20 protein-coding genes are annotated in these 22,757 nt (G+C 62.9%); 5 read left to right on the top strand and 15 right to left on the bottom strand.

Annotated features, from left to right (window positions below):
- Nucleotides 1–33: 33 nt before the first annotated feature.
- From HMPREF2690_RS01055 to HMPREF2690_RS01095, 9 genes are all read right to left on the bottom strand, one after another.
- Nucleotides 34–1,851, bottom strand: coding sequence for a FadD32-like long-chain-fatty-acid--AMP ligase (locus HMPREF2690_RS01055; protein WP_070819915.1), 1,818 nt, complete (start codon nucleotides 1,849–1,851; stop codon nucleotides 34–36).
- 33 nt (nucleotides 1,852–1,884) lie between these two features.
- Nucleotides 1,885–2,826, bottom strand: coding sequence for a cutinase family protein (locus HMPREF2690_RS01060; protein WP_070423320.1), 942 nt, complete (start codon nucleotides 2,824–2,826; stop codon nucleotides 1,885–1,887).
- Between the two features lie 23 nt (nucleotides 2,827–2,849).
- Nucleotides 2,850–3,347, bottom strand: coding sequence for a hypothetical protein (locus HMPREF2690_RS01065; protein WP_070453272.1), 498 nt, complete (start codon nucleotides 3,345–3,347; stop codon nucleotides 2,850–2,852).
- On the bottom strand, nucleotides 3,347–5,290 hold the full coding sequence (locus tag HMPREF2690_RS01070) for an alpha/beta hydrolase-fold protein (protein ID WP_070819916.1): 1,944 nt from the start codon (nucleotides 5,288–5,290) through the stop codon (nucleotides 3,347–3,349). The genes HMPREF2690_RS01065 and HMPREF2690_RS01070 overlap by 1 nt, the downstream gene beginning before the upstream one ends.
- 170 nt (nucleotides 5,291–5,460) lie before the next feature.
- Nucleotides 5,461–6,459 (bottom strand): alpha/beta hydrolase, encoded by a 999-nt coding sequence (locus HMPREF2690_RS01075; RefSeq protein WP_070453278.1) that lies wholly within the window; start codon nucleotides 6,457–6,459, stop codon nucleotides 5,461–5,463.
- A 71-nt stretch (nucleotides 6,460–6,530) separates the two neighbouring features.
- Nucleotides 6,531–8,294, bottom strand: coding sequence for an arabinofuranosyltransferase AftB family protein (locus HMPREF2690_RS01080; protein WP_070819917.1), 1,764 nt, complete (start codon nucleotides 8,292–8,294; stop codon nucleotides 6,531–6,533).
- Between the two features lie 25 nt (nucleotides 8,295–8,319).
- Nucleotides 8,320–9,315: a decaprenyl-phosphate phosphoribosyltransferase gene (locus HMPREF2690_RS01085; RefSeq protein WP_070482259.1), complete on the bottom strand. Its 996-nt coding sequence runs from the start codon at nucleotides 9,313–9,315 to the stop codon at nucleotides 8,320–8,322.
- The gene (locus HMPREF2690_RS01090) at nucleotides 9,316–9,834 is read right to left on the bottom strand and encodes a phosphatase PAP2 family protein (protein ID WP_070423326.1); all 519 of its coding nucleotides are present in this window, start codon (nucleotides 9,832–9,834) and stop codon (nucleotides 9,316–9,318) included.
- Nucleotides 9,824–11,773: a glycosyltransferase gene (locus HMPREF2690_RS01095; RefSeq protein ID WP_141761158.1), complete on the bottom strand. Its 1,950-nt coding sequence runs from the start codon at nucleotides 11,771–11,773 to the stop codon at nucleotides 9,824–9,826. Before HMPREF2690_RS01095 ends, HMPREF2690_RS01090 begins: the two co-directional genes overlap by 11 nt.
- A gap of 162 nt (nucleotides 11,774–11,935) precedes the next feature.
- Between HMPREF2690_RS01095 and HMPREF2690_RS01100 the strand changes: the two genes are divergently transcribed.
- Complete coding sequence (locus HMPREF2690_RS01100) at nucleotides 11,936–13,450, top strand: SulP family inorganic anion transporter (RefSeq protein ID WP_070819918.1); 1,515 nt, start codon at nucleotides 11,936–11,938, stop codon at nucleotides 13,448–13,450.
- Nucleotides 13,451–13,460: 10 nt separating this feature from the next.
- On the top strand, nucleotides 13,461–13,871 hold the full coding sequence (locus HMPREF2690_RS01105; RefSeq protein ID WP_070819919.1) for a hypothetical protein: 411 nt from the start codon (nucleotides 13,461–13,463) through the stop codon (nucleotides 13,869–13,871).
- Nucleotides 13,872–13,880: 9 nt separating this feature from the next.
- On the opposite strand, the gene HMPREF2690_RS01110 is transcribed toward HMPREF2690_RS01105, so the two are convergent.
- Entirely contained in the window at nucleotides 13,881–15,182 is a 1,302-nt protein-coding gene (locus HMPREF2690_RS01110; protein WP_246819485.1) for an ATP-binding protein, read from the bottom strand.
- 74 nt (nucleotides 15,183–15,256) lie between these two features.
- Between HMPREF2690_RS01110 and HMPREF2690_RS01115 the strand changes: the two genes are divergently transcribed.
- Nucleotides 15,257–15,820: a TetR/AcrR family transcriptional regulator gene (locus HMPREF2690_RS01115; protein ID WP_070423330.1), complete on the top strand. Its 564-nt coding sequence runs from the start codon at nucleotides 15,257–15,259 to the stop codon at nucleotides 15,818–15,820.
- Nucleotides 15,821–15,823: 3 nt separating this feature from the next.
- Here HMPREF2690_RS01115 and HMPREF2690_RS01120 read toward each other — a convergent pair whose 3' ends face one another.
- Nucleotides 15,824–17,416, bottom strand: coding sequence for a cation:proton antiporter (locus HMPREF2690_RS01120; protein ID WP_070819921.1), 1,593 nt, complete (start codon nucleotides 17,414–17,416; stop codon nucleotides 15,824–15,826).
- Nucleotides 17,417–17,500: 84 nt separating this feature from the next.
- On the opposite strand from HMPREF2690_RS01120, the gene HMPREF2690_RS01125 reads away from it, so the two are divergent.
- Both HMPREF2690_RS01125 and HMPREF2690_RS01130 read left to right on the top strand, forming a co-directional pair.
- Complete coding sequence (locus tag HMPREF2690_RS01125) at nucleotides 17,501–17,695, top strand: hypothetical protein (protein ID WP_070453297.1); 195 nt, start codon at nucleotides 17,501–17,503, stop codon at nucleotides 17,693–17,695.
- Between the two features lie 81 nt (nucleotides 17,696–17,776).
- Nucleotides 17,777–18,730 carry an iron-siderophore ABC transporter substrate-binding protein gene (locus HMPREF2690_RS01130; protein ID WP_224213401.1) on the top strand — a complete coding sequence of 318 codons (954 nt, stop codon included), beginning with the start codon at nucleotides 17,777–17,779 and terminating at the stop codon, nucleotides 18,728–18,730.
- Nucleotides 18,731–18,751: 21 nt separating this feature from the next.
- Here HMPREF2690_RS01130 and HMPREF2690_RS01135 read toward each other — a convergent pair whose 3' ends face one another.
- The 4 genes from HMPREF2690_RS01135 to HMPREF2690_RS01150 are packed head-to-tail and all read right to left on the bottom strand — an operon-like array spanning nucleotide 18,752 to nucleotide 22,463.
- Nucleotides 18,752–19,522 (bottom strand): ABC transporter ATP-binding protein, encoded by a 771-nt coding sequence (locus HMPREF2690_RS01135; protein WP_070819922.1) that lies wholly within the window; start codon nucleotides 19,520–19,522, stop codon nucleotides 18,752–18,754.
- On the bottom strand, nucleotides 19,519–20,514 hold the full coding sequence (locus HMPREF2690_RS01140) for a FecCD family ABC transporter permease (protein WP_070453303.1): 996 nt from the start codon (nucleotides 20,512–20,514) through the stop codon (nucleotides 19,519–19,521). The genes HMPREF2690_RS01135 and HMPREF2690_RS01140 overlap by 4 nt, the downstream gene beginning before the upstream one ends.
- A complete protein-coding gene (locus HMPREF2690_RS01145; protein WP_070819923.1) occupies nucleotides 20,514–21,536 on the bottom strand; it encodes a FecCD family ABC transporter permease in 1,023 nt (340 codons plus the stop codon). Before HMPREF2690_RS01145 ends, HMPREF2690_RS01140 begins: the two co-directional genes overlap by 1 nt.
- 12 nt (nucleotides 21,537–21,548) lie before the next feature.
- Complete coding sequence (locus HMPREF2690_RS01150) at nucleotides 21,549–22,463, bottom strand: siderophore-interacting protein (RefSeq protein ID WP_070819924.1); 915 nt, start codon at nucleotides 22,461–22,463, stop codon at nucleotides 21,549–21,551.
- Between the last annotated feature and the right edge of the window lie 294 nt (nucleotides 22,464–22,757).

The raw sequence follows: 22,757 nt of genomic DNA on the forward strand, positions 1-22,757 counted from the left end.
CAGCTCAGACTATCGCCCACCGGCGGGGTTTTGTTACTGCGTTGCAGCGTGTTCGCGATCGGTGAATCGTTTCGCGTTGACGCGGCGGGCGATCTTGCCTGCCGAGGAGCGTGCGATCTCGCCCGGACCGTAGAACTCGACGACCTCCGGGGCGATGCCGTGCTTGGCGGTGACGGCGGAGCGGATGGCGTCGATGGCGGCTGCGTCGCCGTCGGCGGAGGCGTTGTCGGCGCGTTCGACCATGATGATGAGGCGCTCGACGTCGTCGCCAGGCACTGCGAATGCGGCGACGGAGTCCTTGCGCACGTGGTCGGTGGACTCCATGACGGTGGCTTCGATGTCCTGCGGGTAATGGTTGCGTCCCGCCACGACCACGAGGTCCTTGACGCGGCCGGTGATGTACAGGTGGCCGTCGAGCATGGTGCCCAGGTCGCCGGTGGCGCACCAGTTGTCCTTCGGCATGCCGTCCTGGATGGTTTCGCCGATGGTGTTGTGGAACGTCGCGGCGGTCTCTTCCGGGCGGTCGAGGTAGCCGGCGGCGACGTTTTTGCCGTGGACCCAGATTTCGCCGATGGTGCCGTCTTCGACCTCGTTGCGGGTCTCCGGGTCGACGATGGCGAAGTGCATCCAGTTCACCGGCTGGCCGTTCGACGCGGTAGCAACGCCGCCTTCGGCCGGGACGGCCTTGCCCTCTGCGAGTGCGTCGCGGTCGAACTCGATGAACTTCGGGCGCTCATCGGTGCGGTCGGTGGACACCAGCAGGGTGGTCTCGGCCAGGCCGTAGGACGGGCGCAGCACGGAGCGGTCGAGCCCGGAGGCGCTGAACGCGTCGATAAACGCGGTCACGCCCGCGCGGGTAACCGGCTCGGAGCCAATGATGATGCACTCCACGGCGGAGAAGTCGTACTGGTTCGCAGATTCCGGCGCGGCGTAGCGGGCGGCGAGGTCCAGCGCGAAGTTGGGGATCACGGTGTAGACGTGGATGTCGGTGAGGTCGTCGTCGCGACGCGACAGGCGCTCCACCCAACGCTTCGGCTGCTGGATGAAGTCGCGCGGGGCGAAGATCTCAATCTCCTGGCCCAGCACGACGCCGATCATGGCCACGATCATGCCCATGTCGTGGTGCAGCGGCAGCCAGGTCGGGATGCGCATCGGTGTTTCGAACTTCACCGCGTCGTTGATCTGCAGAACGTCGGTGACCAGCGCCTCGTTGGTGATCATCACGCCTGCCGGGTTGCGGGTGGAGCCGGAGGTGTACTGCAGGAAGCAGATCTGGTTCGCGGTGTCCTCGCCCGGCACCGGCGGGATTGGCTGGTAGGACTCGGCGAGCGTGTCCGGCAGGGAGTCCACGGCGATGACGCGGGGACGCTCGGTGCCGGGCAGGTCGGCGAAGTAGCGGCGCACGGCGGGGGCGGCGGCGGAGTTGGTGAGCACGATCTGGACGCCGGCGTCGCCAAGCACTGCGCGCAGGTGGCCCTCGTGGCCCGGCTCGGTCGGGTCGTACAGCGGCACCGGCACCTGGCCCGCGTAGAGCGCACCCATGAAGCCGAAGACGTACTCGGCGGAGTTCGGCGCCATCAGCGCGACGCGTGCGCCCGGCTCGCCGACCTGGGCGAGGCGTGCTGCGACGGCCTTGATGCGGGTGTTGACCTCGGAGCGGGTGAACGTTGTTTCCACACCAGCTGGGTCGGTGGAAAAGTCCCACGCGCGGACGTTGATCGCGTCGCCGCCGCCGGCCTGCAGTTGGGCCTGGTGGATCATTTCGGCGAGTCGGGGCAGGGTGAAGTGTTCTGGCAGGGCGATGTCGCCGTCGGGGCCGATGAATTGGGCGGTCAGTTGCTGAAGATCCATCGAAAAACTCCTTGTTTTACACCTGTATTCGAGTTACAAACTCTCTACCACGTCACGGACCCAATTGACAGCCCACTCGGGCACTGTCGAGCCCGGAATCACGTCCGGATTTGTGGCATATAGTGCATGATTGCCGTTTGCCGAAATGAGTGCGTTTGCGCGTTCGATCGCGTTGCCTACACCCAGTGGGGCGTCGCAAACGGTGTCGTTCGGCGCGCAGATTTCGTAGGCACGGTCCTCCACGAGACCGAAGCCGCCGGGGCGTGGTCCGGTCATGGTGGCGCCGGGGGTGACGGCGTCGGCGACGCGCTGCAGCGGCTGCAGGACGATCTCCGCGCCGGTGCCGTGCACTTCGGCGCCGGGGTTGATGCCCACGCCGTTTTCTCGGCGTCCGTCGGCGATCATCATCGCGCCGAGCAGACGGTCCGGGTTGATCGGACCCTCGCTATTGCCTATCGACGACGCCACGTCCCCCACAATCACCGCACCCTGCGAAAAGCCCGCAATGATGAACTTTGTCGACGAGCAGGTGCGCGCCACGAAGTCCAGTTCGCCTCGCAGTTTCGCGGTGCCCTCGGCGCGGGAGTCGTCGTAGGTCATCTCGGCGCGGCCGTGCGCGGTTTGGATGTTGCGGAACTGCGCGGTGTACGGGACGGTGAACACGCGCACGTGGTTGATGTCGTACATCTCCTGCAGCGGGCGCGTGATGGACAGCATGAAGCTGGCCGGGTTGGCCTGGGGGTTGAACGGGTCGTCGTCTGCCGCGGATTCCCAGGTGCCCGGTACGGAGATGACTTCGACGGCGGGGCACCAGTCGGGCTCGTCGACACGCTCGGGCGCGCTCGACTCTGGCGGCTTGCTCGCCGACGGCAGGTCGCTGTCGGTGGTGGTGCGCCACTGGTAGATACCTAGGCCGATAAGCGCAAGCACCACAATCACGGCAGCGACGACGACAACGTTGCGCGATCGGCGCATGAAAACTCCTTACACGTGCGGGGTTAGCCGCACAGGTTGGCGCGAGCGGTGTCGCTGAGCAGGGTCGCTACGGTGCCTGCGTCCATGTCGGTGCGGCGTTGTTCGACCAGTTGCCCGGCGACGGCGTCGCGGGTGATCGTATCGTCGTCGCACACGGTAAACCCGGTTGCTGTGAGTTGGTCTTCAAGACCGTCGACGTTCACCCCGTTTTGCCTGAGGTGATCCAGAAACGCCTGCTCCTCCGGCGCGTATGAAGGCACCTGGGTGGGCACGGTTTCCACTTCCCGTGCGGGTTGGTCGCCGGCGCCATTGCGTGACGACGACCCCGGCGCCGCAGCCGACGACGCCGTCGCGGATTCCGTCGCGGACGCAGTACCCGACTCAGTGGCCGAGGTGGCCGTTTCCGTGGCTGAGGTGGCCGCAGTTTCGGTGACGTCCTCGGAGTCCACGGTGGCTCCACCGCAGGCGGTGAGGGCGGCGGTGCAGGTGATCGTCGTCAAGCAAAGGGCGAATTTGCGCATTACTTCTTCCTTACGTTGACCACGCCGTTGACCTGCTCAACCGTGCCGTGCTGGAAGTCGATGGTCAGACCGCCAGCCGGAATCTTCGCCATGTCCTTCACAGGCCAGCCGAGCTCACCCTGCTCGTAGCCGCGCTTGCCCCACTCGTTGAAGATGTCGCCCTTGAGAATCGTGTGGGCGCCGGTGGCAGCGGACCAGTAGATGTTGCCGTGCTCAAACTCCTGGAAGAAGCCGCCCTTGATTGCGATCTCGTTGGACTTCGGGTAGCCGAGCTCGGAGGTGGCGGTGCCGATCTCGCCGTACTTCTCGCCGATCGCACCGTGGACGATGTAGTGCTTGCCGTCCGGGTTGCGGGTGAGGTAGCCGCCCTGGAACTTCTGCACGTAGCCGTCGCCGACCTTGTTGGCCTCGGCGACCGGGTACTTCAGGTCGCCAGTCTCGTAGCCGTTGGCGCCCCATGCCTTGAACATGTCGCCCGGGATGGCGTAGGCGCCGGTGTTCGCGGTCCAGTAGACGGAGCCGTTTTCGAAGTGGACGAAGCGGCCCTGTCCGTCCGGTGCCTGGAGCTCGCCGGTGGTGGGGAAGCCGAGCCAGCCAGCGGCGCCGCCGAGCGCGTTGTACTTGGCCAGGATTGCGCCGTACAGGGCGTGCGCGCCGGTGTTCGGGGACCAGAACGCAGTACCGCCGCGGAAGTCCTGGGCCTTGCCCTTGCCGTCCTTGCCCGCGTTGTACTCGTCGTTGACACAGGTGCCGATGACGCCGGACTTGGTCTCTTCTGCGATCGCACCGATCGGGTTGCACTTGGAGCCACGGTCAGCCTCCGGCACGTCGAGGGCGTTAGCGATGTACGGCCATGCCTGTGCCATCTCGAACTGCCAGTACTCCCACGAGTGCACGCCAGAGGGGCGGAAGCGCACGATCGGCTTGACGGAGGTGCGCGAGGCGTAGTCCACGAACGTCTGGGTGGACAGGCGCGAGATGACCTCCAAGCCCATGCCGGCAGCGTTCGCGCGGCCCTTGGCCACGGATTCGGCGTTGCCGTAGTCGTCGCGGCCCGAACCGGAGGAGACGTAGACCGTCATGTCCTTCAGGTTCTCAATGCCCAGCTTCGGGTCGTGGTCGATCCAGTCCTGGGAGCCCAGCGGGCCCCACATGGCCTCGGCACTGTAGCCACCGGCATCCAGCTGCGCGGCCTTGATCGCGGACGGCATGCCGGTGGTCGTGGTGTCCAGGTAGCCGGAGAACGAGCCGACGAAGTTAAACAGGTGCGGGTTGCGCTCAGCCAGGTTGACTGCGGCGGTACCGCCCATGGACAGGCCGACGACGGCGCGCTTGCCGTTGGAGCGGAACTCGTTGTTCAGGATCGGGACGAGCTCCTTGGTCAGGAAGGTCTCCCACTTGTAGTGCTTGCCGTTGTTCTCCCGCTGCCAGTCGGAGTAGAAGGAGGACTCGCCGCCGACCGGGAGGATGACGTTGACGTTCTTGTCGGCGTAGAACTGCTCGATGTTGGTTTCGATGGTCCAGCCGTTTTCGTCGTCACGCGCGCGCAGGCCGTCGAGCGCCCACACTTCCGGGAACTTCGCGGTCGGGTTGGAGTGCCAGTCACGTGCCAGCAGGATCTGCACCTGGATGAGTTCCTTCGGCATGGCGGCCGACTTGATAAACACGGCTACGCGACGGCTGGTGATCCACTCGATGCGGTCCACCTTCACGCCCTCCGGCAGGCCGGGGATCTCGGGGTTCTTCTCCACCTCGATCGGAGTGCGCTTTGGCGGGTCGGACGGGCGCAGACCGTCGGAGATGCCGCGGTTCGACGACAGCGACGAAAGGTCCGAGGACTGTGCTTGGGCGGTGACTGCGGCCGACGGCGCCAGCGTGAGAGCCAGCGCGGCAGGCAGCAGGGCTGCGGTGAGCCTGGTGGGGGTGATCCGGTTGTCTCGCATGAGTCTCCTACCTCGTCGGGCTACTTGTGTCACAAGAGTATCGCCCTAAATCTTAAGTTTCACTTGAGGGTTTAATCGAGCGCGACACGCGGTGTGTTACTCAAGACAACTCAGCGCACAACAAAAAGGCGCGTACGGAACTCATCCGTACGCGCCTTCCCTCTGGTGAATTACCAGGCGTTCATCACATTCAGGATGCGCGGCTTGGTGGCCTCGAGCTGGCTGCCAAACTGATCCCAGTTGTGCAGGCCGGTCGGGGTGAACACGGCAGTGTGCTTCACGCCGGTCACGGTGGCCTTGGCGGACCAGGCGCGCGTCGTCGCGTTGGCAACGCCCTCGAGCGCGATGCCGGAGGCGCGGTGCTGCGGCAGGTACTTCTCGTCGGCCGGGCCCGGCACGGCGGAGCCAGCGGAGACGTACACGTCCTTGCCGCGCAGGTTGCCCATGTTCAGGAACGGGTCGTTTTCAAAGCGGCGCGGGTTCAGCGAGGAGCCCCACATGGCGTTGACGTTGTACATGCCGCCGTCGAGAAGCGCGGCGCGCAGCGCGGTCTGACCACCCGGGATGGTGGTGGCCAGGTAGCCCGAGTAGGACAGCACCTGACGGAACTGGTTCGGGTGCAGCGCAGCCAGGTTGACCGCGGCGGTGCCACCCATGGACAGGCCGAGGATGGAGTTGTTCGTCGGCGACACGCCGAAGTGCTGCTGCAGGTACGGCGGCAGCTCCTTGGTCAGGAACGTGTCCCACTTGTAGGTCACCGGGTTGTTGAAGTCGTAGGTCGCCGGGGCGTTCCAGTCGGTGTAGAACGACGACTGTCCACCCACCGGCAGCACGAGGGTGATGTTGTGGTTAACAAAGGTGCGTGCCGCGTTGACGTCGTTGAGCCACGCGTTGGTGCGCTCCGTCGCACGCAGGCCGTCGAGCATGTAGAGGCCCGCGTTGCCGCCGCGCTGGGCGGGCTGGATCTGTACCGGGATGTGGCGGTTCATTGCGGCCGACCACACGTTGCAGCGCTGGACCCAGTAGCCGACCCGGTCCCAGGTGCAGCCGGGGCGCAGCCAGTCGCGGTTGGCGGCGGCGGCCTGTGGCGCGCTCACGATGGAGATCGCGCTGAGGATCGCGACCAGCACCGCGGTGAGTTTGCGGCGCACGGAGGTTCGAGTGTTCATGCATTCCCCTCGAGACGTGTTTTCAGGCAAAAGACACGTTCACGTTACCAACCCGAAACATAGTCCGCTATTCACTCGGTCGGCCAGGCGATTTGCCGGGTGGGGCTGGTGTGACTGAGGTAGTGCGTGGGGTCGTCGCCAAGCGTGAGCGTGCGGCCCGGGCCCAACGAGTAGCGGACGTTGGCCCAGAAGCGGTCCCAGCTCATGGGTTCGCGGGAGGTGGCCAGCAGGTCGGCGATATCGTCGCTACGCAATGCTTCGCGCGCGTCCTGCGCTTTTTGCTTATCGACGAACTCCGGCAACTTGTCCAAATCCGCATCCGTGTCCGCCACCTGCCACTCCAGGCCCAGTTCCTTGTCGTGGCCGATGCGCCCGTCCGGCACCCGCGGCATGCGCGCGGCAATCGGGGTGGCCAGGCCGACCGTGTCCAGGATGCGCGTGTTCAGCGGCGAGTTCATGCTGGTCATGCCAAGGTTGACCATGTAGGCGGTCAGCTCCAGATCGCGCTGGTCGGTTGCGTCGGGCTGGCGCTCGCGCACAAACCACTTGTAGCGCTCCGGCTCGGCGGTGACGATAGCGAGGCTGATCTGGGCGGCGTCCTCGTCGAGGCCTTGCTCGATGGCCTCGTTCCAGTCCCACATGAGTTTCGAGCCGAGGAAGTCTTCGGCGTACAGGGGTGGGTCGCCGGCGTCGCGGCCGACGGCCATGGTCCAGAAGTCGCGCTCGTCGACAATGCCGAGTTCCTTTTCGCCGTTGTTGTATGGCTCCCAGTCGATGGGATGCGCGCGCAGGACGATCACGCTGGCCCACACGACAAGCGCGGTACCGACGGCGGCGGTGACCTTGGTGTACGGCACCGCCATCACTGGCAGCAGCAGCGCGAACAGGGGCAGCAGCCACATGCGGCCGTGCATGAAGTCGCCGCCGACGCGCAGTACGTACAGCATGTGCGCGAGTGCAACGCCGGTGGTCAAACACACAATTGCTAATCGACGCCCCCTCGCACCCCACAACAACCACACCGCCACCGCAGCAGCGCCGAGGAGAGGCAGGGCCAGCCAGTAGTAGCCGAAGAAGTCCGCAAAGTACTCCCAGCCGCGGGCCCATTCAGAGCCGCTGGCGGACTTGGCCACCGCGGTGTGCGGGGTGATCAGGCCGTAGTAGCCCATGCGGAACAGTTGGTAGCCGGCGGGCACCGGCAGCGCTACGGCGAGGATGCCTAGCGTTTTGCGGGGGCTAAACGCGATGAGCATGATGCCTGCCACCCCGCCGTAGAGCGCGAGTTCGGGGCGGACCAGCCAGGACAGGCCGGACCAGAACGCGAGGAAGTAGCCGGCGTAGGGCGCGCGACGCTTGACCGGGTCCTCGGCCCAGGCGACGAGTGCCGCCCACCAGATGGCGATCCACAGCAGCGACATGCCCCACTCGAGCCCGGAGGTGGCAAAGTCGCGCGCGGGCGGCAGCGCAACATAAATGATGATGCCGAACGGGATGACGGGGCCGACCCTGCCCCAGAACTTGCCGGAGGCGTACGCGGCGGTAGCGGCGGCTGCGGCGGTGCACAGCAGCGCCAGCCACATGGCGATGCTTTCCAGGCGCGCATCCGTGAGCCACCCGAACAGCGTGATCAGGTACTGCCACAGGGTGGAGGTGTTGGCCTCGACGCGCTCGCCGGCGTTGAACACCGGACCGTTGCCGGCCAGCAGGTTGCGCACGGTGCGCAGGACGATCAGGCCGTCGTCGGACATCCAGCGGCGGGTCCAACCGCCCCAGAATGCGGCAACGCCCGCCACCACGGCTGCGGCGAGCGCGGAGATGCGGGCGTTTTTAGTCATTGCGCAGATGTTACTGCGTTTTGTCCTACCAACCTAAGTTCGGCACAACGTAGACCGCCATGACGATGCAGAAGATCCAAGCTGCGGCGAGAAGCTGCAGCACTCGGTCCTCGAGGGCGATCTCGTCGGGTGCACCGCCCTGGCCGCCGTCGACCACGGAGGCGTAGCGCAGGATCGCGATCACGAACGGCACCATGGATACCTGGTACCAGATGGCGGCGGTGCCCTCGACGGAGTTGGAAAGCTGGAAGCCCCACAGTGCGTAGGACATGACCACGGCGGTGGCGGACAGGGTCCAGACGAAGCGCAGGTAGGTTTCGGTGTAGCCCTGCAGCGAGCGGCGGATCTCCGCGCCGGTTTCCTTGACCAGCAGCAGTTCTGCATAGCGCTTGCCGGAAGCCATGAACAAGGAACCGAACGCGGCGACCAGCAGGAACCACTGCGACAGCTCGATGTCGGCAGCGACACCGCCGGCCATGGTGCGCAGCATGAAGCCGGAGGACACCAGGGCGATGTCGATGACCGGGATGTGCTTCCAGCCGAAGCAGTAGCCGAGTTGCAGCGCAATATAAATACCGATGACCCAGGCCAGTGCAGCGCCGTCGGTGGCCAGCAGCGACAGGCCGAGCGCCGCCACGATAAGCAGCGCGGCCATGGCATAGGCCAGGTTGATCGGCAGCATGCCGGAGGCGATCGGGCGGAAACGCTTCGTCGGGTGGCGACGATCCGACTCGACGTCGCGGGCGTCGTTGATCAGGTAGATCGAGGACGCACCGAAGCAGAACACGATGAACGCCAGCAGGATGTCCACCACGGTGTGGCGGGTGAATGCTTCCGCGCCGGCAGCCAACGGTGCCGCCAGCACGAGGACGTTTTTCACCCACTGCTTGGGGCGCAACCCCTTGATCATCGCGTCGACGAGGTTCTTCGGTGGGGTTTTCTTCATCACCTGGTCCACACCTGAGGTGTGGGGTTCAGACTTCAGCAGCGGCTCGTCGATAGGTTCTTGCGTGTGTGCCACTTAAATCCTCTTCTCCGCTTCAATCACGGCCTTCGCCGTCCCCGCGCCGAGCAGTGCGCCGGCGAGGGTGTCGGTCGGGTAATGGACGCCGAGCACGTTACGCGACAGCATCATTACGGGCACCAGCAGCCACGGCCACTTCTTGCCGGTGATGTTAGCCAGGTGCGCGGCGGCGGCACCCGTGTTCGCGGCGTGCGAGGATGGGAAGGACAGTTGCGACGGCGTTCCCACCCCGATTTTCACTCGTGGGTCGTTGGGGCGTGGGCGTCGCACGATGCGCTTGAGCACCACGGTTGCGGCGTGCGCGGCGAAGGTGCCGACGCCGAGTGCGAGCCACTTTGAGCGCCGTTGCTTATCGACGTCCCCGATGCTCGTTGCGATGGCGCCAGCCATCGCAACGCCTAGCCAGCCCAGGTCGTGCTCACCGAAGTATGAGAGCACACGGGCGCCTTTGGCGGTGGCGGGAGAATACAGCGCGTCCTGGATGGCGACGAGCAGGTCTGTTTCCTTACTGGGCATCGAACACCTTCCCCCAGTTGTCGTGGCTGGTCAGGTCTTCGCGCGCGTCGCGGTAGATGCGCTTGAGTTCCGGCCAGCGCTGCTTGATGTCGGCGCGCAGCTGCTTTTGTTCCTCGACGAGTTTGTCGGCGAGGGCCTTGTCGCGCTTGCGGAAGGCCACGCCGGTGCCGCCGGCGGTAGACACGGTTGCCGAGTCCACGCGTGCCAGGGTGTACCAGCGGGCTTCCTCCGCGGTGAGGTTTAACTGCGGGGCATCCCAGTGGGTGCGGTCTTCGTCCTTACGCAGGTGCAGCAGTGCCTTGACGGCCCACGGGATCTTCTTCACCTTGGCTAGGCGGCCGCCGATCTTGTTCGTCGGCACGCCCGGCGCGCCGGTGGGTGTGGGCAGTTCGGTCGCGGACGGCAGGACCTGCGCGTCGGAGTACTCGCTGCGGATCTTCTGGATGCGCGGCAACGAGGATTCGAGGATGTCGAAGAGTTGGTCCGGGCCCTTCAGGAAGTCACGCATTGCTTCGTTCTGGATGGCGATGGTGGAGTACTCCATGCAGAAGTAGTGCTTCGCCGTGGACTTCTGCATGTTCTTCAGCATCGCCTCGGGGTTGTCCGGTCCGTAGATGGAGGCGACGATGAGGCGGTTGCGCATGTGGAAGTAGGCCTGCCAGTCGATGGCGTCGTCCTTGTCGGCCCAGGCCATGTGCCAGATGGCAACGCCCGGCCAGGTGACGGTTGGGAAGCCCGCTTCCTTGGCGCGCAGGGCGTACTCGTTGTCGTCCCACTTAATAAACAGGGGCAGCGGCAGGCCCATCTTCTCTGCGACGACGCGCGGGAACAGGTTCATCCACCAGCCGTTGTAGTCCACGTCGATGCGGCGGTGCAGCGGGCGCGAGGTGGTCTTGCGCGGATCCAGATCCTCTTCCTCGGTGCCCACGTAGCCGAGTGGGTACTTGGCAAAGTCGTGGTCGTACACGGCGTGCTTGGCTGCAGAGAACATGAAGATGTTCGGGTCGACGGTCTCGCCGGTGGTGCGCAGCTGGCTCCGGTCCTGCAGGTTCAGCATCTGGCCGCCGACCAGGATCGGCTGCTTGGCGTAGCGCGCGGCCTGCACGGAGCGCACGATGGAGTCCGGCTCGATGGCAATGTCGTCGTCCATGTACAGGATGAACGGCGCGTCGGTGCTGTTGAGCGCCTCGTACATGATGCGCGAGTAGCCGCCGGAGCCGCCCAGGTTGCCCTGGTGGAAAATTTGCAGTTTGCCACCGAGATTCTTCTCTGCCTCGGCGAAGTCCGGCTCGTCCGCCGGGTGCTGGTTGCCCTGGTCGGGCATGAGCACATTGCTAATCGACGCCTCCACGTACGGGTCCTCAGCCAACGCATGCAACGCGTTGACCGCATCCCGGGGACGGTTAAACGTGGGGATGCCAACGGCGACCTGTTTGGGTTGGGGTGGGACCACGGTGCCGTCGTCAAGCACTTGCTCCTTAGGCTCCTGCGGGGAGCACCACGCCGCATCGCTGATGCGCGTGTCCTCCTCGGCGGTGATGTCGAACCACAGCCAGCCGCCGTCCTCGAAGTTGCTGAGCTTCAGCGGGATCTCCGTGTAGCCGGTCGCGTCCACATTGGTCACGCTGATGCGGGTGCCGTCGTGCTTCGAGCGGTACACCGAAATCGTCGCGCGGCCCTGAACCGTCATCGCCAGGACGACGGTGTCCAGCTGCGACCAGCGGCGCCAGTAGCTCGCCGGGAACGCATTGAAGTAGGTCTCGAAGGAAACCTCGTTGCCCGCCGGAACCTCAAAACTCGTCCGGTCCGACCAGCGCAGGCGCTGCTTGTTCTGCTCCTGCTCGATCAGGTACAGCATGCGCACGTCGTGCGGCTCGCCCTTCTTCGGCATCAGCACACGCGCAAGCGTGTCTACCGCGAGGTTGTTGCTCGTTTCCACAGCTCTCACTTTCTATTGTGGGCAGTCGGAGTTAAGCGTAATCGCTGGGCGCCGAATCTCCCGCTGTGGCTCGCGGGGTGTCGGCCGATGTCGGCGCCGTGGGCTACGGTTGCCACGGTTGTCACAACGTTTTTGAACGGAAAGCGAACGGAAAGCACAGGCATGTCTGCATCTCTCGAGCACGCCCCGACCGGGGTGGTTGCGTCGTTTCGTTATGCGTTTTCTTCGGGGACGCGGCTTCGTCGTGAAGTACTTGCCGGGCTCACCGTCGCACTCGCCCTGATCCCCGAGGCCATCGCGTTTTCGATCCTGGCCGGCGTCGACCCCGCCGTCGGCCTGTTCGCCTCCGCCACCATGGCTGTGACCATCGCGTTTACCGGCGGGCGGCCGGCGATGATCTCCGCCGCAACCGGCGCAGTCGCCCTCGTCATCGCACCCATCTCGCGCGAGTACGGCATGGACTACTTCATCGCCACCGTGCTGCTCGCCGGCGTGTTCCAAATCATCCTGGCGGCACTCGGCGTGGCGAAACTGCAGCGCTTCATCCCGCGCTCAGTCATGGTTGGTTTTGTCAACGCCCTCGGCATCCTCATCTTCGCTGCGCAGATGCAGCACCTTATCGACGTCGCCTGGCCCGTCTACGCGCTCACCGCCGCCGGCCTGCTCATCATGGTGTTCTGGCCGAAAATCACCAACGCGGTCCCCGCCCCGCTGGTTACCATCGCGGTGCTGACCGTCGTGGTTGTGCTTGCCGGCATCACCGTGCCCACCGTCTCCGACATGGGCGAACTACCCCGCTCCTTCCCCGCCATGATGATCCCGCATGTGCCGCTGACGTGGGAGACGTTCCAGATCATCGCGCCGTACGCGCTGGCTATGGCAATCGTGGGCCTGTTGGAATCGCTCATGACCGCAAAACTTGTCGACGACATCACCGACACCCACTCCGACAAAACCCGCGAATCCTGGGGCCAGGGCGTGGCCAACATCGTCACCGGCCTCTTCGGCGGCATGGGTGGCTGCGCCATGATCGGCCAAACCCTGATCAACTCCCGCGAAGCCGGCGCCCGCACCCGCCTGTCCACCCTGCTCGCAGGCGTGTTCCTGCTGGTTCTCTTGCTGGCGTTCGGCGATGTTGTGGGCATCATCCCGATGGCCGCGCTCGTCGCCATCATGATCGTCGTCTCCCTTGGCACGATCGACTGGCACTCCATCCACCCGCGCACCCTCAAACTCATGCCGGTGTCCGAAACCATCGTCATGGTGGTCACCGTTGCCGCCACCTTGATCACCAGCAACCTCGCCGTCGGCGTGGTGCTCGGCGTGGTCACCGCCATGATCATGTTTGCCCGCCGCGTCGCCCACCTCGCGTCGGTAGAGAAGGTGGCGGAGCTCGACACTGATGGCGACGGCCGCATCGACACCCGCACCTACCGCATCCACGGCCAACTCTTCTGGGCATCCAGCAACGACCTGGTCTACGCCTTCGACTACGCCGACGACGCCGACCACATCATCATCGATCTCAGCCACGCCGAAATCTGGGACGCCTCCACCGTGGCCACCCTCGACTCCATTACCCAGAAGTTCCACAACCGCGGCAAAACCGTCACCATCACTGGCCTCGACGGCCCCAGCAAAGCCCGACTCGACCGCCTCACCGGCCAACTCCCGTAGGCTCTTCGCCATGAAGCCTTACAACTACAACGGCGATTACGACGCCGACGGCCTCCCCATCGGGGGATCTGGAGACCGGAGTGGAACTGGCGGCGGACAGGGTGGCGGATGTCTCGGGGGAAACTCGGTTGATCGCTCGCCACTCGGCGCCCCCAATGAACACCGCACCCCCGGCACGCCCGCCCGCAACTACACCATCGGCGCAATCCTCATCGCCATCTGTGTGCTGTCCTTTTCGTTCCTTTCCGGCGCAACCGCCGTGTTCGTTGGCATCTTCGGCGCCATCGCCGGTGCCGTGTTCCTGATCATGGGAGTTCAAGGCAGCAACGACGCACCCAACCTGGAGCAGCACTACTTCGACTCCCAACCCGACGTGGACTGGGACGACAACTTCAAGCGCGAGTTCGGCGACGGGCGGTAAGTGGTTCGGCTACGGGCCTAGCGCCCCGATCGGCACAACCACCACACCGTCCGCTCGACGGTGTGCAGGCCCACCAGAGGTGACAACGAGCAACACGGTGTCCTGTTCAAGCTGTTCGTCAAACCTCTTAAGGGTGTCTGCCGCGTGATCGAGAATTTCCGGCGTGTACCCAAGCTTGACCTCAACCAGGATGTCGACGCCTTCGTAGTTCACCACCGCATCAACCTCAAGCTTCGTGTTTAGCCGAGCGTGGTACACCGTCTTGCCAGTCAGTGCGCGAAGCTCGTGGAAAACGAGCGACTCGAAAAGCTGCCCAAAGTAGCGCGGATCCTGCAACAGTTGCTGAGGACCGCGCTCAAGTGCAGCCATCGCAAAGGACGGGTCCGCGAGGTGACGCTTGGGTGACTTGCGCAAGGTTGCTTTCGACCGAAGGTGCGTAGACCACGCTGGCTGATCCACCGAAATAAAGATCCGCGATAACGCGTCGAGATAATCACGTGCGGTTTCACGATGCATGTCGATATCAGTCGCAATTGTTTGCAGATCAACCTCTGTAGCAACCGCGCGAGAGATGGACTGCATTATCCTGCGCACACGCTCCGAGTCTCGCGAGACTTCACCCACAGTGTGGATATCCACATCGGCGACCGTCTGCACGTAATCACGGACGTTCTCTATCGCGTCATCCAAGGAAAGGTCCGCGTTGTAAGGAAGGCCTCCGCGACACATTCGCTCAGCAAGCTCAGTCAGCGTCAAGGCAGGAGTTGCAAACTGAGGCGCATTGCCCGCAGCAATCTCACTGAGGGAAGCGGAACCGTCCGACTCTCCCGACTCGAACAGGGTCATCGTCGACATCGTTAGGCGCGCAAATCTTCCAGCACCAGAATGGCGGGTTGCGTCCACTCCCGGAGCGGTGGAACCCGTGAAGATGAACTGTCCCTTCGCCTTACGAGAATCAATCTCCTGCCGCGCAAAACCCCAAAGACGCGGTTGCAATTGCCACTCGTCGACGAGGCGAGGGGTGCCACCTTCGAGCAGTACACGTGGATCGGTCGCCATCGCCAGCGGGACGCTCGGATCAGTTTCAACATTCAAGACACTCCCGGCCTGCCGGCTCGCGGTTTCCGTTTTCCCGCAGCCCTTCGGCCCTTGAATGAGCACTCCACCTTGGCGACGAAGAGCGCTTTCGAGTTGGCCATCCGCAAGCCTTGGAATGTATGAGTTTGACATGCCAAAACTATACCTCCCACCAGCATATTCGACACTTTGAAACGGTTTTGTTCGACATTTTGAAACGATTTCGTTCCGCACTTTGAAATTCTGCGAGATAGTCGGCGGAAACATGTCTCACCGAAACGAAATAACCACTCCGTAGACTCAGGGGCATGCCGAAGATTACTGAGGACACCGTCGCCGAGCACCGCGCCGTACAACACCGCGCGGTGCTTGACGCCGCCGAGCGCCTCATCGTCGAAAACCACGGCAAGGTGCCCACCCTGGCGGAGGTGGCTGCCGCGGTCGGTCTCGCGCGACCCAGCGTGTACCGGTATGCAAAATCCCAACACGACCTGCTGGTCCAGCTCCTCATCGCGGCCACCGACGAGTGGAACGCCGAACTCGAGGCCAAGATTAAAAACGCCCCTCCGGAACCCCACCAGCGCATGCGTGCCTACGTGGACGCCACCCTGGACCTCTTCGCGCATGGTGGCCACGGCCCACTCATGGCGGCGGCGAAGAACTTCCCGGAGGCGTTTGCCGACGACAACGTGCAACGCTCCCACGCCGGATTCCGCACCATCGTGGCGGACTTTTGCCCTGGCGTATCAGCCGTGGATATCGCGCTGCTCAACTCCGCCATTGCGCGTGCAGCCGAGTTCGCCGCCACACCGGAGGCGTTCAAGGCGGCGCGGGAGACGTTATATGCGATGGCGGATGTGGTCGTCGATTAGCAACTAGGGCTCCCACTTCACCATCTGGCTTGGGCGTGCGAGCACGTTTCGCTTGCTGGCCAAAATGAGCCGGTCGAGGTCCGCCTGCACCGCGTCCACATCCGCCGGGTTGTACTGGCGCTCCCGGCGCGCCCGGTGCAACTCGGAGCTCGCCGCCTTAAGCGCAACCTTCTGCATTTCAATCGCGCTTTCGCGAGCGCGCTCGAAAGCTGCCATGCGCTCGTCAGTGCTTTCCGGATCCTGCAGGCGCTGCTCCGTAATCGAGTTCAACCACTCCTGCACCATCGTGTACGCCTCCGGCGCATGCTCCTCGCCGTGTTCGCGCACCGCCTTGTGCGCCGCCGCGTACGCCCGCTGGTTCAATTCTTCAATTGCCCGGTCTGCTTCTGGGCCTTTTTGCAGGTCCATCTTCCGCACCAGCCATGGCAGCATGAGGCCGGGGATCACCATCGTGCAGGTCAGCACCGTCAACGCAATGACGGACAGTTCGTGGTGGTACTCGGTTGCCGACGGCGGGATAGCCAACACCAGCGCCAACGTGACCAAACCGCGCATGCCAGACCACGCCATCAGGAGCACCTCCTGCAGGCGCAGTGGCGACACGTGCGTGCGACCCTTGCGCACGTTCAACTTGTACAGCACCCACATCCAGGCCAGACGCACCACAAATGCGACGACGGAGAGCACCACGCCGACTTGTACGGCGGGCCAAATGTAGGTGCCGGCGGTGTCGATAGCATCACGCACGCTCATGCCGATCAACCCGAACGCCACGCCCGTGAACAGCAGCTCCACTGTTTCCCAGAACGAGTGACCGGTCAGGCGGTCCTCCGCTGTCATCGTGGAGCGCGACGACAACTCCACCGCGGCGATCACGATCGCGATCACGCCCGAAGCGTGGATCGCCTCACAACCCGCATAGATGGCGAACGGCAGCACCCACGTAAACGCGGTACGGATCACGGAATCTGGCACCGAGTTTGCAAACAGCGCAGCTAGCCTGCCGACGATCAACCCCACCACCACAGCAACCGCCGCGGCATAAAGGAACTCAACGAATCCCTTGGTGAAGTCCACTTCACCCTCTGCAATCACCGCAGCCATGGCAATGTTGAAGGTGACAATCGAGGCGGCGTCGTTAAACAGCCCCTCCGTCTGCAACGTTCCGGTGATGCGCTTCGGAATGCCAGCCGGTCCCGCCACCGCGTCGACCGCGACTGGGTCCGGCGGGGCGATCGCCGCCGCCAACACCATCGCGGTAGCCAGACTCACACCCGGCAGGATCCACATCGCCGTCGCCGTCAGCGCCGCGATAGTAAGGAACACCAGGATGACCGACATGGTCAGCACCACGTTGAGCTGCGAGCCGATCTGACCCCAACTCGTGCGCCTGGCCAGCGACCACAGCAGTGGCGGCAGGAAGATCGGCAAGATCAGGTGTGTGTCAATGGACACCGTGTCAATGCCTGGAATGAAAATCACCGGCGCCACCACGATGGTCAGCAGCGCCGGCCACGGAATGCCCGTGCGCTCACCAACCGCAGCGACAATGACGGTGGCCAGCAACAATCCGATTAGCGCAATAAACGTTCCCACGCTGGCTCAGCTTACGACGCTGACGCTGGTTCCTCGCCCATCTGCTGAATTCACAGAAATCCGATATCGGCTTCCGCCGGCGACGTGTTGGACGTCATCGGCGACTCCGTCCCGGCCTTCACCACCCCATATGCGCTGCTTGCCCACAACGACTCGGCCGAGTTCGGCACCGATGACGACACGGTGGTTGGCATCATCAACCGCTCCGACATCAACCGGTACCTCGTCTCGACGTTCGTCGCCCCGGTCCCGAGCGCCCAGACAAGGATTGTCACTTAGGTAAGGCATGCCTTAGAGTAATCACGTTAGGTCAGGGAGACCTAACGTGAAACTTTTTGACCACCTACGAAAGGTGCAACCTTGGCACTCTTTACCTCTCGCGCCCTGAAGGGGATCGCAGCCACGTTCACTGCGGCGCTCATGCTTGCCAGCTGCTCCAGCGGATCAAGCGATTCAACAACCGCTCCCGAAACTTCCGATGCCAACGGGTCAGAGGAGCGCATTGTGACAATGGGCCTCGGCGACGTCGATACGGTCCTTGCCCTGGGCGAACAACCGGTTGGTTACGCCACCTGGCAACAGGAAGGTACGGGGGACCCTTCCGGACTTGGACCGTGGGCCAAGGACAAGCTCACAGTCGAACCAAACCCGCTCCGGGACACGACCACCGAGTTCAGTACTGACACTGCCGAACAAGTTGCCTCGCTCAACCCGACAAAGATCATTGCAGTGAATAGCGGCCTCGAAGCCGATAAGAGGGCATTACTCGAGCAGATTGCACCAACCACCTTCCACTCGGATGAGTACCAAGATTGGCAGGTGCCATGGGACGAACAGATTAAGGAAATCTCCAAGGCGTTGAATAAGGAGGCCGAAGGCGAAAAGCTCATCGCCGACTCCGAGAAGGCCTTCCAGGATTTCCGTGAAGCGCACCCCGAGTTGCAAGGCAAAACAGCGGTAATCGGCATGCCTTACGACGGAAAGTTTGGCGTCTACACCTCGGGCGACGGCCGCGGCTCCTTCATCGAAAAACTAGGGTTCAAGATCCCGGAGAAGTTCAACGGCGATGGCTCCAGCTTCTTCCTTGACTGGTCCCCCGAGAACTACGCCGACTTCAACGACGTGGATTACCTCTTCGTGCTGGACTACTACGGCGCAATCGATGCTCTGAAGAACGACGCCACCTTCATGGACCTCGATGTGAATAAGCGTGGCGGGGTCTACTGGTTAGACACAGATACCGCCAACGCAATGAGCATGCCGAACCCCCTCACGATCCCGTACGCAATCGATCAAATCAAAAAGTCGCTCTAGAACACCAGGCGGAAGTGGTGCTTACCGGGGGACAACCAGTGGGCCCCCATTTACTGGGTCTGTTGTCACGACAGCAGGCAGATGAAAAACACGGTCCAGTAAGGACTCGGTGAGCACCTCGGCGGGCGCACCGACCGCTTCCACCTCGCCACGCTGCATCACGATGAGTTGATCTGAGTAGCGTGCAGCGAGGTTCAAGTCATGCAGCACCATAAGCACGGTTCTCCCCTCCTGATCAGCGAGACGACGTACGAGTGACAAGACCTCGACAGAGTGAGACAAGTCGAGATAGGTCGTAGGCTCGTCCAACAACACGAGCGGAGTCTCCTGAGCTAAGACCATCGCAATCCAAGCGCGCTGACGCTGACCACCAGAAAGTCGCTCGAGCGGACGGTTTGCAAACTCCGTGATATTGGTCAGTTCCATCACCTCATCGACCACACGTGAATCCTCAGCCGAGCTCTGTCGCAACCAAGATCGATGTGGGTGGCGTCCACGGCCAACCAAATCATGCACTGTCAGCCCCTCGGGAGCCACCGGAGTCTGTGGCAACACTGCAAGCTGACGCGCAATCTCGCGGCGCTTCAGATTCGCCATGTCCACGCCGTTCAGCGTTACCGTGCCGCAGTCACGCGTAAGAAGCCCTGCCACAGCACGCAACAGCGTTGACTTGCCACAACCGTTTGGGCCGATGATTGTGGTGATTCCGCCTTTGGACACGTCGAAATCAATGCCCTTGAGGATGACGGAAGCGCCATAACTTACCTTAAGATTTCGGACCTGAAGCATCATATGGACACCTTTCGTGTTGCACGCAACAGCGTGTAAAGCAGCACTGCGCCACCAATTGCAGTTGTGGCTATTCCCACCGGCAGATTCCCCGGCACCAGGGTTCGCACCGCCAAGTCAGCGACGGATACGATCGCCGCGCCAGTAAGCATCGCGGTTCCTAATGGCGGCGTTGCTGCATGTGTGATCTTGCGTCCAATCTGTGGTGCGACAAACGCCACGAAGGCTATCGGCCCAGATGCCGCAATGCCCATCGATGCCAGCATTACAGCCATTAGCATGAGGATCAGCTGGGTACGCCGGGGCTCTACCCCGAGACCAGCAGCAGTGTCCTCCCCCAAAGAGAGTGCCTCAAGCTTGAAGGCTACCCACCGCAATAGTGGAATGACGACCGCCAGTGCAATGAGTACAGCGATGGCGTCGTGCCAACTAGAAGAACCCACCGAACCGGTCACCCACGCCTGCGCCTTGCCTACATCTCGATAGTCAGCACGAACAAGCAGGAACGAGTTGTAGGCCATCGCCAGCGCATTGATGATGATGCCGGCGAAGACAAGCTGGAAAGACCCTAGTCCAGCACCACGACTCAGCCACCAGATTGCCGCAGATACGGTCAGTCCCCCGAGGAATGCACTGAGCGGCACGCCCAATACACGCAGCATCATCCCGGCACTTCCACCAGCGAGTAGCGCGGTCAACGCGAAAGCGGAGGCACCCGAGGTGACCCCCAAGATGTCCGGACTCGCCAGTGGGTTCCTTGTAATGGTCTGGAAAATTGCCCCGGCAAAGCCCAGCGCAGCACCTACCCCCAGCGCCGTGACCACTCGTGGCAGGCGCCACTCGAGAACTACAGTCCGGGTCAGCTCTGCCGTTTGGCCCATGAGAGCGGAAACTACGTCTCGAACCGATAGCTCGAAATCTCCAACCATCACGCCCCCGAGGGCAGCGGCTAGGGCCAGCACCGCAAGAGCAGTGTTTATCGCGAAAACCCGCATCAGAGTTTCGTCCCCTTCCGCAAGATATGCAGTGCAAATGGGGCCCCAACGAAGGCGAGTGTGATGCCCACCTGTAATTCTCCAGGGCGCGCGATGACGCGACCAATAACGTCAGCAAACAAGAGCAACGTCGCCCCAGCCAGCGCGGAACACGGCAGCACCCAGCGGTAGTCCGGGCCGGTGAGGCTACGCACGAGGTGCGGAACAACCAGGCCAACGAACCCGATCGGTCCGGCTCCAGCCACCGCTGCGCCAGTAAGCAATGCAACCAGGACGATACCCAAGGTCCGCGCGATAGAAACTCGGACGCCAAGTGCATTTGCAACGTCATCCCCCAAGTTCAGGAGGTTTAGCTGATTCGCTGAAGCAAAGGCGCCCACGAGCCCAAGAACAATCACGGGAGCAAGGACCGTGACCACCTGCATATCGCGTCCGGCGATAGCACCCGCTGTCCAAAACCGCATCTCATTAAGGCTTCGCGTATGCGTCAGTACGATGCCGCTCGTCAGCGCAGAACAAACCGCACCCAACGCGGAACCACCAAGCACCACCGTGATCGGCGTAGATCCCAGGCTTCTCATGCTGAGCACGAACACAAGCGCTACCGCAAGTATCGCCCCGAGAAATCCCACCCCGACAGTGCCCAATACCGTCATTGACCCATGAAAGGAAATGGCTGCTGCCACAGCAAGCGCCGCGCCAGGCCCGACGCCGAGCAGGTTTGTGTCTGCTAACGGGTTTCGGGTGTGTCCCTGCAGCAGTGCGCCCGCAGTGCCCAGCGCTGCTCCCACCAGCAGACCAAGCAGAGTGCGCGGAACACGGAGCTGCGCGATGATCTTCGCCTCATCGCTGGACGCCTCAGGCTGTTCGTCTGCATCCGAGAACGCCAGCATGAGTCCATCACGAACCGCGCTCACCGTCGCCTCGAAACCCATTTCGCGCGCCCCGATCAACAGCGACACCAGCGCTGCACACACAGTGGAAATCACAAGGAGGGCGACAAGCCCAACACGTTTAGTCACGCTGTAACTCCGTTACCGCCAGTACCCCATGAACGACACGTGATGACGAGGCACTCCCGCCTCCCCCACCAGAAGCCGCCGCATGGCCGTCACAGCCGTATTCTTCCCAGCGATCCAGTAATAGGTATGTCCATAGGTATGTCCCACGGTATCCGGCGTGGAAGCTATGGACTCACCACTGCTGGAATACGTGGGTGTCTCCCAGACTTCATCGAGCTGGGCTTCATCCACAAAACCAGGCTTTCCAGTTTCCAACGAAGCGGAGACACAACGGGATCCAACTTCCTGTTTCAGCTGCGCGAGAAGCAAGCCTCCGTAGTCGAAGTCACCCTCTTCACGAAAGTGCCAACGGATATCAACCTGTGAAGGGGAGTCGATGGGCAGATGATTACCGGCGGGCACCTCAATATCAACCGAACCGGCGAGCCCCTCGGGCCAATCCCCCAAGATACGAGCCATTGCAGGCAACGCGGTTTCATCGCCGTAAAGACGCACAATCGCAGCAGATCCGGGGTCAAACTCAATACCAACACCGGAATCATCGTCGCGGGTTGGTCCAATAATCAGCAGCTGCTGCCCAGGGTGTGCGTCCTGCGCCCACGCCGAGGCGGGACCGGGACTATCGCTGTGCAAAACAAAATCCACATCCAATTCGTCAGGACCTTCAGCACTTCGCCGGAACTCCCGAATGGAATAGGTACGCAGGTGTCCGCGCATATGCTCCGGCATCGCACGCCACGTCTCCCACCACCCCTCTTCCGGAAGCTCGAACAGACCACTGACAGGCGGGATCAGTAGCTTGATACGCAAATCCCTGATAGGAACGGCGGGTCCCATGTCGTCGACCCCGGTGAACGTCACCCGCTGGAAACTCGGCGCAATGCGTTCACTGCGGACGACGGTTGCAAGGAAAGGTCTAAAACTCACCCCGCAAACTATATAGGCTTGCCTATCCTAAGGAAAGCATTGAGGTGAGCAGTCCCGGCGCCCGTGTAGCCGGCCAAACGGCTAGTCGCCTTTAAGACCGGTGACGGCACGGGCGCGGGCATCATCAACCGCCCTGACATCAACCGGTACCTCGTGTCCGCCTTCGTCGCCCCGGTCCCGAGCGCCTAGCCACCCGGCTGCGGAGTTGTTTGAAACAACTATGAAACAACTCTTCGCAAAACTCACCCGAAATTAAACCATCGACGCAGGTCACAATAGTTGTTTCGAGTTGTT

It is taken from the genome of Corynebacterium sp. HMSC034E11 (assembly GCF_001835905.1).
GTDB classification, from domain to species: Bacteria; Actinomycetota; Actinomycetes; order Mycobacteriales; family Mycobacteriaceae; genus Corynebacterium; species Corynebacterium coyleae.